Annotated in this window: 14 protein-coding genes; 6 read left to right on the top strand and 8 right to left on the bottom strand. The window is 42.9% G+C overall.

All coding sequences use genetic code 11. From position 1 onward, the window contains the following. Positions 1-108 precede the first annotated feature (108 nt). A complete protein-coding gene (fae, locus tag B4K20_RS11945) occupies positions 109-627 on the top strand; it encodes a formaldehyde-activating enzyme (protein WP_007143952.1) in 519 nt (172 codons plus the stop codon). A 26-nt stretch (positions 628-653) separates the two neighbouring features. Here fae and B4K20_RS11940 read toward each other — a convergent pair whose 3' ends face one another. Beyond that, positions 654-1,367, bottom strand: coding sequence for a HisA/HisF-related TIM barrel protein (locus B4K20_RS11940; RefSeq protein WP_289244097.1), 714 nt, complete (start codon positions 1,365-1,367; stop codon positions 654-656). Positions 1,368-1,389: 22 nt separating this feature from the next. On the opposite strand from B4K20_RS11940, the gene B4K20_RS11935 reads away from it, so the two are divergent. Genes B4K20_RS11935 through B4K20_RS11915 form a run of 5 tightly spaced genes read left to right on the top strand, consistent with a single transcriptional unit; the run spans position 1,390 to position 6,518 of the window. Further along, a complete protein-coding gene (locus B4K20_RS11935; protein ID WP_289283037.1) occupies positions 1,390-2,355 on the top strand; it encodes an ATP-grasp domain-containing protein in 966 nt (321 codons plus the stop codon). Beyond that, positions 2,339-3,385: a hydantoinase/oxoprolinase family protein gene (locus B4K20_RS11930; RefSeq protein WP_289283036.1), complete on the top strand. Its 1,047-nt coding sequence runs from the start codon at positions 2,339-2,341 to the stop codon at positions 3,383-3,385. The genes B4K20_RS11935 and B4K20_RS11930 overlap by 17 nt, the downstream gene beginning before the upstream one ends. Before the next feature lie 6 nt (positions 3,386-3,391). Further along, on the top strand, positions 3,392-4,777 hold the full coding sequence (gene pabB, locus B4K20_RS11925) for an aminodeoxychorismate synthase component I (protein WP_339608424.1): 1,386 nt from the start codon (positions 3,392-3,394) through the stop codon (positions 4,775-4,777). A gap of 1 nt (position 4,778) precedes the next feature. After that, positions 4,779-5,363 (top strand): delta 1-pyrroline-5-carboxylate synthetase, encoded by a 585-nt coding sequence (locus B4K20_RS11920; RefSeq protein ID WP_289244100.1) that lies wholly within the window; start codon positions 4,779-4,781, stop codon positions 5,361-5,363. Positions 5,364-5,369: 6 nt separating this feature from the next. Continuing rightward, positions 5,370-6,518 carry a pyridoxal phosphate-dependent decarboxylase family protein gene (locus B4K20_RS11915; RefSeq protein ID WP_289283035.1) on the top strand — a complete coding sequence of 383 codons (1,149 nt, stop codon included), beginning with the start codon at positions 5,370-5,372 and terminating at the stop codon, positions 6,516-6,518. Here the strand turns inward: B4K20_RS11915 and B4K20_RS11910 are convergent. The 7 genes from B4K20_RS11910 to B4K20_RS11880 all read right to left on the bottom strand — a co-directional run bounded on the left by B4K20_RS11910 (position 6,493) and on the right by B4K20_RS11880 (position 13,576). Next, on the bottom strand, positions 6,493-8,034 hold the full coding sequence (locus tag B4K20_RS11910; RefSeq protein WP_289283034.1) for an SPOR domain-containing protein: 1,542 nt from the start codon (positions 8,032-8,034) through the stop codon (positions 6,493-6,495). The genes B4K20_RS11915 and B4K20_RS11910 overlap by 26 nt on opposite strands. 7 nt (positions 8,035-8,041) lie before the next feature. Next, positions 8,042-9,127, bottom strand: a complete 1,086-nt coding sequence (aroB, locus tag B4K20_RS11905) for a 3-dehydroquinate synthase (protein WP_289283033.1) — start codon at positions 9,125-9,127, stop codon at positions 8,042-8,044. Further along, positions 9,108-9,659 carry a shikimate kinase AroK gene (gene aroK / locus B4K20_RS11900; RefSeq protein WP_289244104.1) on the bottom strand — a complete coding sequence of 184 codons (552 nt, stop codon included), beginning with the start codon at positions 9,657-9,659 and terminating at the stop codon, positions 9,108-9,110. Before aroK ends, aroB begins: the two co-directional genes overlap by 20 nt. A gap of 83 nt (positions 9,660-9,742) precedes the next feature. Continuing rightward, the gene (gene pilQ, locus B4K20_RS11895; RefSeq protein ID WP_289283032.1) at positions 9,743-11,860 is read right to left on the bottom strand and encodes a type IV pilus secretin PilQ; all 2,118 of its coding nucleotides are present in this window, start codon (positions 11,858-11,860) and stop codon (positions 9,743-9,745) included. A 3-nt stretch (positions 11,861-11,863) separates the two neighbouring features. Further along, the gene (locus B4K20_RS11890) at positions 11,864-12,421 is read right to left on the bottom strand and encodes a pilus assembly protein PilP (protein ID WP_286303498.1); all 558 of its coding nucleotides are present in this window, start codon (positions 12,419-12,421) and stop codon (positions 11,864-11,866) included. A gap of 7 nt (positions 12,422-12,428) precedes the next feature. After that, positions 12,429-13,016, bottom strand: coding sequence for a type 4a pilus biogenesis protein PilO (locus B4K20_RS11885; RefSeq protein ID WP_286303497.1), 588 nt, complete (start codon positions 13,014-13,016; stop codon positions 12,429-12,431). Further along, positions 13,016-13,576: a PilN domain-containing protein gene (locus tag B4K20_RS11880; RefSeq protein ID WP_286303496.1), complete on the bottom strand. Its 561-nt coding sequence runs from the start codon at positions 13,574-13,576 to the stop codon at positions 13,016-13,018. Before B4K20_RS11880 ends, B4K20_RS11885 begins: the two co-directional genes overlap by 1 nt. Positions 13,577-13,592: the final 16 nt, after the last annotated feature.

Below are 13,592 nucleotides of genomic sequence, written 5' to 3'. Positions count from 1 at the left end.
CACTGAGCAGGTGATACGTTCCTTTATTACGTATAAACCCTTCCTTTCACAATAAGGAGGGAAAAAAATGAGCCTTTTGACAATTTTTTTGGAACAGGAAAATATAACATGCCAGTTATCGATCGCGTACTTGTAGGTGAATCCTTAGTCATTGAAGATGGTGACTTAGACAACGTTGCACACATTGACTTAATCATGGGTCCACGTGGTTCTGCAGCAGAAGATGCCTTCTGCCGTACTCTCACCGACCAGAAACAAGGGGTTAATGGCTTGTTGGCTGTTGTTGCGCCTAACTTAATGGTTAAGCCTGCAACTGTAATGTTCAACAAAGTCACCATCAAAAACATGAAACAAGCCGTTCAAATGTTCGGCCCAGCACAGCGTGGTGTTTCACTTGCTGTTGCTGAATGTGTTGAAGATGGCACTATCCCAGCTGGTGAAGCTGATGATTGCTTTATCTGCGTTGGCGTATTCATTTCTCCAACTGCTGATAGCGATGAAAAAATCCAAGATTGGAACTATCGCGCTACTAAAGAAGCTATCAAACGTGCTGTTGCTCGTGAGCCAAAAGCGGCTGACGTTGTTGCACAATACAAATCTAGCGAACACCCATTTGGTGCTAAGTAAGATTTAAGCTTACACACATCACTCTTCTACGGAAGAGTGATGTCCCTGCTTAATCGTTCTATAGTCGAGCGACCTAATTTACCAGTGTGCAATGCACTGGCTACTAATACCCCTGTGGCACCTATTTGTGCTAACTGACTTAAATCAGCTTCATCACGTACTCCACCCGCAGCATACCATTTCACGCATTCTTGCTCTTTCATTAATGATTTGAGCCAGTCAAAGTCCGGTCCTTTATCTGTACCTACATTATCTAAGCTCATGGCTATACATGTTTGTGTCCAATAAGCTGGCTCTTTTGCTATTTCTTCACTGCCCAAAATGGATCCAGACTTCTTGTCCAGAGACAAAATTGACTGTTGTCTGACATGCGGCGCTTTTAACAATTGCAGATCTGTCAGCGTTTCACTTCCAAGGACAAGACGTAATTGTGGCGACATCGGATAATATGAATACGCACTCATCTCAGTAATACCAGCATCAAGCCAGAGGCTCAGTTGTGGAAATGTGTCGATTAAATGTTGATATTGTTGAGGCGTATGTTGTTTTTGCTCAATCGCATCGAGATCGGCAATGTAAAGCTGTTTGAACGGGTACCACGCGAGTAAATCATCAATGACTTGTTCTAGCTTCACAGACTGAGTTAATAATGACTTTAGTGGCTGATAGTTTGCTCTTTCACCACCCCGTGCATGCACAACAATACCATCACGAATATCAATGACAGGTATAATATTCATAGTTCTTAATATGTCCGCTTAAATGACAATTTTTATATACGAACATCTTACCAGTGGCGCGTTATCAGAAACGGTTTTTTCCGCTGGTTTGATGCACGAAGGTGAATTAATGCTGGCAAGCATTTGTCAGGATTTACAGGCATATGGTCATCTCATCGCCATTATGCGAGATGAGCGACTTCCTGCTTTACCCTTCTCAACAGAACGTATAACCACCTACCCCATCCAAACTAAGAAGCAATTCAATCAGACTTGGTTACAATGCCAGCAACGCTATGACCTGTTTCTCATTATCGCGCCTGAAACGGATTTGATATTGTTTGATTTAATACAAAGTCTCGAACAACAATCCAAAACCATCCTTAATTGCCGTACTGAGGCTATTCTTTTATGTACTGATAAATACCGAACTTATCAGCAATTTAAAGCTTATCAGATAAAGACACCTGTCACCTTCACAGCCGATGAATGGCTTTGCAAAGATCATCATGATCACCATCAGTGGGTCTTAAAACCCATAGATGGTGCCGGCTGTGAGGACACGTATGTATACAACAGTATTGATGCCAGACATCAGCTTTTAACCTTAAACAAAGACCGGTTTATTGTTCAGCCATATATTTACGGTGACAGCCTAAGCTTGAGTCTGTTTATGACAGGTGAAAAGTCTCACTTACTATCCGTCAATATTCAGCATGTAAAAAAACATCAGCAACAGCTGCACTTAGACGCATTTGAAGCCCAACGATTTGATATGCTGTCCATTGAGAAAGCACAAGAAATCGCTGAACAGATTCGTATGGCAATCCCAGGGCTATGGGGCTTCGTTGGTGTTGATCTTATCAAAACTGACAACGTCATTTATGTAGTAGAAGTCAATCCGCGACTGACCACAACCTATGCAGAACCAGCCATGCGAAGCCAAACAAATCCTGCAAGATTATTGAATACACACATACAAGCACTCAACCATGACAACACAAACTAATATGGCATTTTGCGGTTGGGATATTGGTGGCGCACATCTTAAAGTGGCTTATGCTGATGCAACGGGAAATTTACTACATGTCTTTCAACTCCCCTGCGCCTTATGGAAAGGCATTGATGCCCTGAATGAAAGCATCAGATCTGCCCTTACTCTATTACCCAAAGCTACGGCTGGTCATTACATTACCATGACAGGAGAACTCGTAGATGCCTTCCCTGATCGCCAAGAAGGAGTGAAAGCGATTGTCGAAACTATTGACGCTCACCTCAATAACAGTGACGTGCGTTTCTTTGCTGGTCAGGCAACTTGGCTAACAAAAAATCAAGCGATTGAGCAATGGCAGAATATTGCTTCAATGAACTGGCAAGCAAGTGCATTTCTTGCTGCTCAACATATTGAACAGGGGTTATTCATTGATATCGGCAGCACGACCTGCGATATCATTGCGATTGATCGTCACCAAGTTTCGGCAGCAGCCACAACCGATTATGGACGACAATGCTCGGGCGAGCTGGTCTATACCGGTGCGATACGAACACCGTTAATGGCGATAAGTGATGCTGCCCCATTACACGGCAATCGGGTTTCCCTGGCTGCAGAATGGTTTGCCAGTAGTGCTGATATCTGGCTGATATTGAATCAACTCAATGAGAGCGATATTCAAGATAGTAGTGCTGATGGCCAGCCATGGACTCAAATGCATAGCCAACAACGGTTAGCCAGAATGTTGGGCTCTGACGCCCGTGATGCCACCGACGCACAATGGCAAAATGTAGCCGCTTATTTTGCTGAGAAGCAAATGCAACAGATCCTTAATGGCTGCTATCAAGTATTAAGTCAATTTCCTGATTGGCAACCATCAAGTCCGATTATAGGTGCCGGAATTGGTCAATTCATCGTCGAGAAATGCGCATCACGACTCAATCGCCCTTATGTGGATTATGCTGCCTTCTGTCAGCATCATCCTGATGCTGCATCCTATGCTCCCGCTACGGCATTAGCGCTTCTTGCTGCACAGCAGTTATCGTAAAATAACATGATGAACTCTGAATACCCACGTTTAACCACTGAACTCCCTTATCTTGAAGATAGCGCTGAGCTTTTTTGCCGTATCCGTCACTTTCCTTGGCCAGTGATGCTGGATAGTGCCAATACTTCACCCGATATTGGCCGCTTTGACATTCTGGCTGCTGCCCCATTTATGACATTAGAAACGACTGATGGCAGAACAGTGATCTCAGAGAGTCAGAATAAAAAAACGGTGACATCCGACCCCTTTCTACTGCTCAATGATCTTTTACAGCGCTACAAACAAGACACAACATCATTACCTTTTACCGGTGGTGCGATTGGCTACTTTGCTTATGATTTAGGTCGCTATCTGGAGACACTACCAACAGTGGCTGAAGATGCTGAACAGATTCCAGACATGGCAGTGGGCATTTATGACTGGGCAGTCGTCGTTGATCACAAGTTAAAACGAAGCTGGCTGGTCAGTCATGGTCTTGCTCCTCACACAGAGGATAGATGGTCAGACTTGCTCAAAACCTTAAACTCTTCACCAGACAAGCAAACAAGAACATTCAATATCACCAGTCCATTGACAAGTAACTTCGATACGGCATCGTATAAGTCAGCTTTCAAAAAAATAAAAACCTACATTACTGAAGGCGATTGTTATCAGGTTAATCTGGCAAAACGGTTTGAAGTTAATGCTGAAGGTGATTCATGGTTAGCATATCAGGCTTTAAGAAAACAAAATTCAGCGCCCTTTTCAGCCTATTTTGATACGGGTACCGTCTCTGTATTAAGCTCTTCACCTGAACGCTTATTGCGTGTTGAGGGAACACGGGTAGAAACAAAGCCTATCAAGGGAACAAGACCTCGCGATCGCCATAATCCTGAAAAAGATCGATTGCTTGCTGAGTCACTTCAAAACAGCCTAAAAGATCGTGCAGAGAACTTAATGATTGTTGACCTGCTCAGGAATGATATTGGTAAGGTTTGTGAACCGGGAAGTATTCAGGTCCCTCACCCTTTTGCATTGGAGAGCTTTGCCACTGTCCACCACCTCGTGAGCACGATTACAGGTACCTTGGCCAAGACAGAGTCAGCGGTGACTTTACTCAGAGCATGTTTCCCTGGCGGCTCTATAACTGGCGCGCCAAAACTACGAGCAATGGAAATTATAGAAGAGCTTGAACCCCAACGTCGCGGTGTCTACTGTGGAAGCATCGGCTATATTGGTTTTGATGGTAATATGGATACTAACATTACTATTCGCACCATGGTATTCAGTGATAATCGTCTAAGATTCTGGGCTGGTGGCGGAATTGTGGCAGACTCTGATGCAGATGAGGAATACCAGGAAGTGCATGATAAAGCAGCAGCAATGATTAACCTAATTCAATTTCTACAATAATATGCGAATTATTAAACTGGGTGGCAGCCTTTTTCATACACCAGAACTTAAGCAATGGCTAACATTATTAAGCCGAGCCAGTGAATACGAAACCGTGATTATCGTACCTGGCGGTGGCCCTTTTGCTGATGAAGTTCGGCATGCACAACGTTTACACCGCTTTAGTGATGCGACAGCACACCATATGGCCATCTTAGCCATGTCACAATTTGGTTTATTAATAAAAGATCTAGCACCGAATTGTCGCCCTTTCTACTACCCAGGTGAGCAACAGACAACGCTGTTGAAAAATGGTTTATATATATGGCTTCCTGATCATAGAGTGTTGTCTGTAGCAGAGTTAAAACATAGCTGGAATATTACTTCAGATAGTATGGCCTTGTGGCTAAGTCAGTCACTCAAGGCGGATGAGCTCAGCATCATCAAACGCAGTACCGTTATTTCTAGTCAGATCAAATCTTTAATTAATCATAATGTCCTGGACAGTGGCTTTCTGCCCTTATTCCATCAACAGCCCGTTATGACACGCCTGTTTCACTTCCAACAGCAAGCCTTGTTTCCCGACAAAGGTCTTGTACTGCAATGAACAAATATGAAACATAACTACGATGCTGAGGATGGAATAAACAAGACAGCACAAGCAGGTAATGCACGGGAAAAGCTTTCGTCTGATATTAGTTATCAGGATCTTGTCGAAGAGGCCAGTCGCTTTCAGAAAGGATGTTGGGCAGCTCATATGACACCTGATCTGGCACCATACAGTCAGTTAGGCATGCAGTTGGCATTGCACCATCATGGCAATCTGTTATCTCCTGAGCTGTACCCCAAACTCAAACAAGCTGAAACAGAGCTTCGTTTCACTCTGGCAGAAGAGTTTGGATTTACTTACACCCAATTTACTCATGGTGGAACATTCTCAAATCTACAGGCTTTATGGCGGGCGAGAAACCAGTCAGACACTAATAAAAACGTGATTTATGGCAGTGAAGCGTGCCATTATTCCATAGCCAAAGCTTGTGATATTCTCGGTATCACTTTTGAAGTAATTCCATGTAACGAGCGTCAACAAATCCACCTCGCCTCATTAGAAAAAAAATGTGTAGAGACTGCACCACTGGCCATTATTGCTAATATGGGAACCACAGCCACAGGGGCTGTCGATCCCATCGGAGAGATAACAGCAATTGCGGCTAAATATGACTCATGGTTACACGTGGATGGCGCCTGGGGAGGCTTTATGCTTTTACAAGCTAATGAGCTTAAACAACTCATATCGAAAGTCGATAGCTTGAGTTTCGACCCCCATAAAGCATTATTCCAACCTAGACCATGCAGTCTTTTATTTAGCCATCAAGCCCCAGAATTGATGAGTGCGATTGATTACCTATCAGAGCCGCCCGAGATGACCATTGGTGGTTCTTATGGAGGAGAGGTTTTTCTTCCCTTATGGTTAAACTGGAAGCTGCTGGGCAAAACATGGTTTATTGAAAAAATGGCTTATCGTCTTGCACAAGCGGCACATTTTGCCGAAGCACTTGAACAAGCTAAGTGTAAAGTGATCAATCATGGGACAGGTATTGTCTGCTTCAAACTCAATCAGGATCATGATTTAACATCATTAATTAAAAATGGCACCATTTCTACTATTAAATTAAATCAAACGTTGTATTATCGTGTTGTTTTTGCAGGACTCGATACAAGCGCAGACAATATTCTTAGGGTGCTACGCCCTTTTCTTTGATTTGTTTTTGTACACTATCAAATCGACGTAACCAGGTTGGCAAATTATTCATGGCACCAGACCACTGATTACTGGCTTTTAGGGCTGCTTGCTTAGATGGATAAACACCATAAATAAGCACATGCCATGGTTTATTCTCGCGTAAGCTGGTGAAGCGGGCAACATCGCCTTTCAGCCCATGCTCCTTGATAAAGTCATCGACTTCTTTATCTTCCCACGATCCCATTAATTGGAATGTATAGCTTTTTTCTGGACGAGACAGAATCCAGTCTCTTTGGTGAACAGCGCTCAGCATATCCTCATCAGCTTTATCTGTAGCTTCCTGACGTGATTCCTGACTGGTATTTTGCCCTGACAGCTCTTCCACTGATATCTCGGCGAGGGGTTGTTCTTCAGGCTCAGGAAGTTGCTGAGGAACAGGCGCATTGGATGGATCTGGCTCTATGGCCTTTGGAGCCTCACTTTCCTGAGACGCTGGAGGAGGAATTTCAGCAAGTAGCGCTTCTAACTTTTCACGTTCCGATAGCATTTCTGCTGCTTTTTCTTGCTCATCCCCAACAATAACCGTGGCCAGCTTCTCATCTTCGGTTGTAATATCTTCGGGCAAATCGAGATGATTTTCAGATGTGGTAGAGGCTGTAATCCATTCATTAATTTGATTCTGAAAACTTAGTATAAGCAGAATAACAATGGCCAGCGAAAGCCCTCCACCCCATCTTAGCCAATGGACGTTTCCAAGTCTGATAGAAGGTCTGGTACGCCACTTTTTGGCTTTAATGCCTAATAATTGCTGATGCGCCAAGGCATTCAGTTTTGCCAGATTTCCTGCTGATGCCTTACTTAAATATTGAATCTCTTTTTGGGTGAAAGGGCTATCCCCCTGAAGTCCAGCGTATTTCAAGCGATGTAATAAATACGCTTCTGTTTCAATAAGCTCTAATGGAGGTAAATCCATCCATTGCGTGGGAATAACCGTAAAGGCTGTTTCTGCCGTCATTGCTAAGACAGCTTGCATGACTGGCTGTTGCTGCTCATCTTGCCAGCTAAGACAGACTTGTAAGACTTGCTGCTCAACGTCCGTCAATAAGTGCACATCGTCAACCAGTAAGACAGGAGTAATGTTGAGTTTTTTTAGATGACTGAGCCGCTCTTTCAGAATATTCGCTAGCGCTGTTTCATCTCGTGTCGAAGCCGTTTCAGTCGCTAATATTTTTAACATGCTTTGATACTGCTCAGCAGCTGACACATTTTTCTGCCAGCTGTAAAACCGTATATCAGATGGTGCCTGGCGCTGTAGTTGCTGTAATAACGTTGTCTTACCTGCCCCTGAATCTGCCTGCAACAGAATGGGAGTAGTAGTGGATCTTAATAAATGTAATATCAGTAAACGTCGTTGCTTGATATAGCGGCCATCGAAAAAGTCTTGCGTCTCTTTTACCTCAGAGAAAGGAAGATGACGTAAAGCCAGCTTAGTGATATATGCTGGCTCTGGCGCTGTTGCAGCAATATCACTCATTCAGCACCTATAGTTCTTTTTGAAATGCCATCAGTGTTTCACGCAGTTTATCTGCATCATAATTATCACTGATAATCGCTTTGCCAATGCCTTTCAATAACACCAGGCGAATGACTCCATCCTGGACCTTTTTATCAACTGACATTAATGACATAAAGTCGTCAGAAGACATTTGTTGTGGCCCATCAACTGGTAGCCCTGCAGCAATGAATAAATCTCGTATACGTGCAACATCCTCAGTTGACATCCAACCTTGTCTTGCTGACAAGTCAGCCGCCATTAACATCCCGGTTGCAATCGCTTCGCCATGCAACCAATTGCCATAGCCCATGCCCGTTTCAATAGCATGACCAAAAGTATGACCTAAATTTAATAATGCACGAACGTCTTGCTCAGTCTCGTCTTTAGCAACAATATCAGCCTTATCCTGACATGAACGCTCGATAGCATAGGCTAATGCCTTTGGATCACGCTGCTTTAACTCTGAAATATTGTTTTCCAGCCATTCAAAAAAAGCCAAATCATTAATCAAGCCATATTTGATGACTTCCGCTATACCGGAAGCTAATTGTCTATCATCCAGGGTATTGAGTGTGTTGGTATCAGCAATGACACATTGCGGCTGATAAAACGCGCCAATCATGTTCTTACCCAAAGCATGATTCACCGCAGTCTTTCCGCCCACGGAAGAGTCAACTTGTGATAACAAGGTGGTGGGTATTTGGATAAATGGTACACCCCGTTGATAACATGCCGCAGCAAACCCTGTCATGTCACCGATAACGCCCCCTCCAAGTGCAATCAATGTCACTTGCCTTGAGAACTGCTCCGAGAGTAACTTATCAAAAATCTGATTCATTACCTCGAGAGTTTTATACGACTCACCATCTGGCAAAATGACAGACTCACACTTAAACTCTGTCAGTAAAGCACTCACTTTCTCAAGGTATAAAGGTGCAATGGTCTCATTCGTCACAATCACGACTTCGCGACGTTTGATATGCTTGCTTAGCAACTCTTTCTGTGACAATAACTCAGTCCCGATATAAATGGGATAACTGCGTTCTGCTAATTCAACCTGTAGCGTTTTCATGCGTTTCACTTTTTTTGTCTAATTCTTTCAGCTTACGAATCACTTCATTGACGGTATGCTGAACAGATTGCTCACCTGTTTTTACAATAATATCAGCCACATCACGATAGAGAGGATCTCGAATTGAGAGTAAGTTTTCAATTTGCTTACGTCTATCGGTGTTTTGTAATAAGGGACGTTTTTTATCTCTGGCTGTACGTCGATATAATTGCTCTGCCGATGCAGATAAATAAATAACCTGGCCACGCGTTTTAAGCCATTGACGATTTTGTTCAGACAAAACCGCACCGCCACCAGTAGCCACAACGACCTTCTTCAAATCAGTTAATTCATCAATCGCTTTTGATTCTCTGTCTCTAAAGCCAGATTCCCCTTCCATTTCAAATATCCAGGAAATAGACACACCTGTTCGCTTTTCAATAACTTTATCGCTATCGTAAAACTTCCTGTGTAGAGCTTTTGCAAGCTGTCTACCTATTGTAGATTTACCTGCGCCCATCGGCCCAACAAGAAATATATTTCCTAAACTCAAAGTGGTTTAATCCAAATGCTGATGACAAAAAAGCCGGATCACATACGATCCGGCTTTTTCATTTTAACCGATAATGACTGATTTCAGTATTGAAATCCTTCTTTTACAATTTTAGGTGTGATGAAAACCAGTAATTCACGTTTTGAATCTGTTTTATTCGTATTTCTGAACATAAAGCCAACGTAAGGTAAATCACCAAAAAACGGGACACGCTCTACCGTGTCAGATTTTGTTTGTTCATAAATCCCACCCAAAACTACTGTTTCACCATTGTCAACTAAGACTTGTGTCTGAACTTTACGGGTATCAATACTCGGAATACCATTGAATAAACTACCAACGGCATCCTTGCTGACTTCTAAGTCCATCACAATACGATCATCAGGTGTAATTTGAGGTGTCACATCCAGCTTCAGCACGGCCTCTTTGAACGACACATTCGTTGCGCCGCTTGATGTTGCTTCCTGATACGGTATTTCTGTCCCTTGCTCAATGGTAGCTTGCTTTTGGTTAGAGGTAATCACTCGTGGTGAAGAAATAACCTCACCTTTACCTTCGGTCTCCATGGCTGATAATTCAAGCTCTAGTATCATTCCTAGTGGAAGTTTTGTTAAAGCAAGTCCTATGGTGCCAGAAGCATCTGTCACAGGAAGGTTCACATTTAAATCCTGACCTAATGTTCGTGTGCCGGTTGCGGGTGTGACCAAGTTTGGATTACTCACACCATCAGTCACGGTCAAGCCATCTAATGAGCCAGACGTACCCACACCCAAGGTTCGGCTACGACCAGACGCCCCAAAACGAACACCTAATTCATTCTCAAAGTCATTGTTTGCAATAACAATACGTGACTCGATTAATACTTGTCTGACAGGTTTGTCTAATTGTTCAATGACTTGACTGATTTCAGTCAGACCTTTTGCCGTATCACGAATTAACAGAGAATTAGTTCTGGCATCAATCGTAATATTACCTCGGGCAGATAAGAAACCCGATTCTTTACCGTCACCTTGTAACAAGGTTGCCAGCTCATCGGCTTTAGCAAACTTGATTTCTTTAATCTCCGTATACAGTGGCTCTAACTCAACAAGTTGTTTTTGAGCTTCCAGTTCTTGTTTCTCTCTGGCGGCGATTTCTGAAGCTGGTGCAACTAACATCACATTGCCATTTTGTCTCATGGCAAGGCCTTTCGTTTTTAAGATGATATCCAGAGCTTGATCCCAGGGAACATTTTTTAGACGTAGAGTCAGGTTGCCAGTCACGGTGTCACTGGTAACGAGGTTCATGCCTGTAAAATCAGCTAAAAGCTGAAGTACAGCCCGCACTTCAATATTCTGGAAGTTGAGTGAGAGTTTTTCGCCAGTATAACCAAACTCATTGCGCCCACCTTTTTTCAACTCGTCATCGGCAACAGGTTTTACTTCAACCACTAATGTATTTTCAGATTGATAGGCAAGGTGCTCATATTTGCCTTTTGTAGTCAGCGTTAACTGCGTGCCGCCGTCCTTACTTTCTGTATCGATGAATTGAACGGGCGTAGCAAAGTCCATCACATCTAGGCGGCGATGAAGATTTTCCGGCAAAGACACATTATTCAAATCGACAACAATATCTCCACGTTGTTGTTTCACATCCATGGTTGCGTTGTCATTGGCTAGTTTTAATACTAAACGTGCCTGTCCATCGTCTCCACGTCGAAAATCAATATCCTTGACGCTGTTTAATGCAGAACCGGTAGATGTTTTATTTTTCGCTACATTGGCACTATCGATACTGATAGTCATCTGACGATTGTTTCGTGTAATGGTGTATGGCACTTTTTGCAGTAAGTTGATAACCATTCGTGTGCGGTCACCAGCTTCTACAGCCGCAATGCTTTTGGTGACGCCAACATTCACCTGTTTCACTCTTTGTGGGAGTGCATTTTTTACTCCAGCAAAATCAATCACAATGCGAGCTGGGTCATCAGTTGAAAAGCTGTGTGGCTCAGGAAAATCATCCGAGAACTGGACCAGGATCTTCGCTTTATCACCAGGCAACGCACTGAAATCCACAGCAGTTATATCTGTCGCAGCAGCGGTATTAGCTACAAATAGAGCAGTTAGCCAGAATAAATGATGTTTCAATCTAACGCTCCAGCTGGATTTGGTTTCTAATGATTGCTGTGTATCCATGACTTTTTGATCTCTCATCATTTTCATTGACTAGTTTACCTCTACCGCTGGAACGGAAGTCTCTCGTTCAATATATCCACCACCGCCCTGAGGAACGATTTCCTTGAGAATCAGCTTTGAGTCGCTGATTTCCATAATCTTACCGTTATTCTGCCCCATGTAATTGCCTGTTTGCACACGGTGAATAACACCGTCAGGTGCTCTAACAAGTGCCCAGACCTGCTCTTGCTCTAACGTACCAACATACTGCAACTGAGATAAGTCAAAAAACTCTAACACTTCTTTTCGTCTGTTTTCATCAGGGCGAATACCATTATCTATGACAGGTTCTGGTGCAGGTTGTGGTACATCAATAACAGTAGGAATAAACGGATCACGTAAACTTGACGCTGCATAAGCAAATTTTTCATAAGGCTTCATGACAGGTATCGGTTCTATATCTGATTTCTGTTGACTTTTTACCTCGGCGATATACACGGTTAAGTCAGCTTTATCCTGATCACATGCAGTCAAAGACAACATCACTAATAGAGTACCGATTACGTTTAATAAGGCTTTTGATGATGTGTGAATTGTTTTCATATTCATTGTCACTCTATTTATCATCATCAAAATAACGATATGTTTTGGCGGTAACATTCATTGTCATCTTACCTGTTGCCTGACTCATAGGCCCCATACTGATGTCATGAAGCGTGACAATTCGTGGTAACGATGCTACCCCACTGACAAACTCGCCAAATTGATGATAGGTACCGGTTACCGTCATTTGTATCGGCAGTTCAGCATAAAAATCTACAGGTCTTTCACCTTCAGGTTTGAATAACTCAAACTCCAAGCCGTTTATCAACCCTGTTCGGGTGATATCCACGAGTAAATCTGGTACTTCGCTTTTCTTAGGTAACTGCTCAAGCATGGAAGAGAACATCACGCGCATTTCAGCTAATTGCTCTTTGTAAGCTTCAAGATTGACAGCTTTAGCTTGTTTAATCTCAAAAATTTGTTTGAGCTCCACTTCTTTCTGTTCAAGCTTTGTCAATTCTGCCTGCTTATCTTTCAATATGAAGTAATAGCCTCCTGCCCAGACCAACAGGCATATCAAAACACCAGCAATAATTTTTATCGGCGTTGGCCACTCACCACTTTCATTAAAATCCAATTCATTGATAGAGGAGAGATCCATTATTTATCCTCCTGAGTAGCATCAGTTGATTCGTTTACTTCCACCGTAAACTGTCTAATTGCATTGTTGTTGCTGGATGTGCGTTTGATGACTTGTAAACGAGATTCGCCGTATTCCGGATTTTCATCTAGTTGGCGCATGAACACAGATACTCGGGCATTGGATTCTGCTGTGCCACTGAATGTGATGGTGTTCCCTGTCCGTACCACTTTTTCCAAATGGATGCCTTCAGGCACGACTCGAGCAATGGAATCGAAGACTTTAACCACTTTAGGACGGCTTTCCTGTAGATCTTGAATAACCTGCATACGTGCTAGCAGGCGTTTTTTCTGTTGCTCCAGATCTTGAATTTCTTTGATCTTGATATCTAACTTGGCGATTTCTGTTTGTAATAAGGTATTTCTTTGATTTTGCTCGCTAATCAAGCTATCGGCATAACTCATTACAAGATAAAAAATAAGGGCTGCAAACAAAAAAGTCGCGCCCATCGCTAAATAAAACTGTTTCTGCCGCTCTTCTCTTCGTTCTTCACGCCATGGCAGTAAATTGATATGTGCCATCAGTCAAAACTCCTCA

It is taken from the genome of Methylophaga sp. UBA5088, from assembly GCF_002414625.1.
GTDB lineage: Bacteria > Pseudomonadota > Gammaproteobacteria > Nitrosococcales > Methylophagaceae > Methylophaga > Methylophaga marina.
The sequence above is the reverse complement of the archived record's forward strand: the minus strand, read 5'-3'. Positions and strand labels throughout refer to the sequence as shown.

Coding starts and splice junctions, on each gene's coding strand:
- B4K20_RS11880 (WP_286303496.1), bottom strand. CDS start 13,576: ATGGCACATATCAATTTACTGCCATGGCGTGAAGAACGAAGAGAAGAG.
- B4K20_RS11930 (WP_289283036.1), top strand. CDS start 2,339: ATGACAACACAAACTAATATGGCATTTTGCGGTTGGGATATTGGTGGC.
- B4K20_RS11910 (WP_289283034.1), bottom strand. CDS start 8,034: ATGAGTGATATTGCTGCAACAGCGCCAGAGCCAGCATATATCACTAAG.
- B4K20_RS11935 (WP_289283037.1), top strand. CDS start 1,390: ATGACAATTTTTATATACGAACATCTTACCAGTGGCGCGTTATCAGAA.
- B4K20_RS11915 (WP_289283035.1), top strand. CDS start 5,370: ATGAAACATAACTACGATGCTGAGGATGGAATAAACAAGACAGCACAA.
- B4K20_RS11920 (WP_289244100.1), top strand. CDS start 4,779: ATGCGAATTATTAAACTGGGTGGCAGCCTTTTTCATACACCAGAACTT.
- B4K20_RS11885 (WP_286303497.1), bottom strand. CDS start 13,016: ATGGATCTCTCCTCTATCAATGAATTGGATTTTAATGAAAGTGGTGAG.
- aroB (WP_289283033.1), bottom strand. CDS start 9,127: ATGAAAACGCTACAGGTTGAATTAGCAGAACGCAGTTATCCCATTTAT.
- fae (WP_007143952.1), top strand. CDS start 109: ATGCCAGTTATCGATCGCGTACTTGTAGGTGAATCCTTAGTCATTGAA.
- pabB (WP_339608424.1), top strand. CDS start 3,392: ATGATGAACTCTGAATACCCACGTTTAACCACTGAACTCCCTTATCTT.
- B4K20_RS11890 (WP_286303498.1), bottom strand. CDS start 12,421: ATGAATATGAAAACAATTCACACATCATCAAAAGCCTTATTAAACGTA.
- B4K20_RS11940 (WP_289244097.1), bottom strand. CDS start 1,367: ATGAATATTATACCTGTCATTGATATTCGTGATGGTATTGTTGTGCAT.
- pilQ (WP_289283032.1), bottom strand. CDS start 11,860: ATGAAAATGATGAGAGATCAAAAAGTCATGGATACACAGCAATCATTA.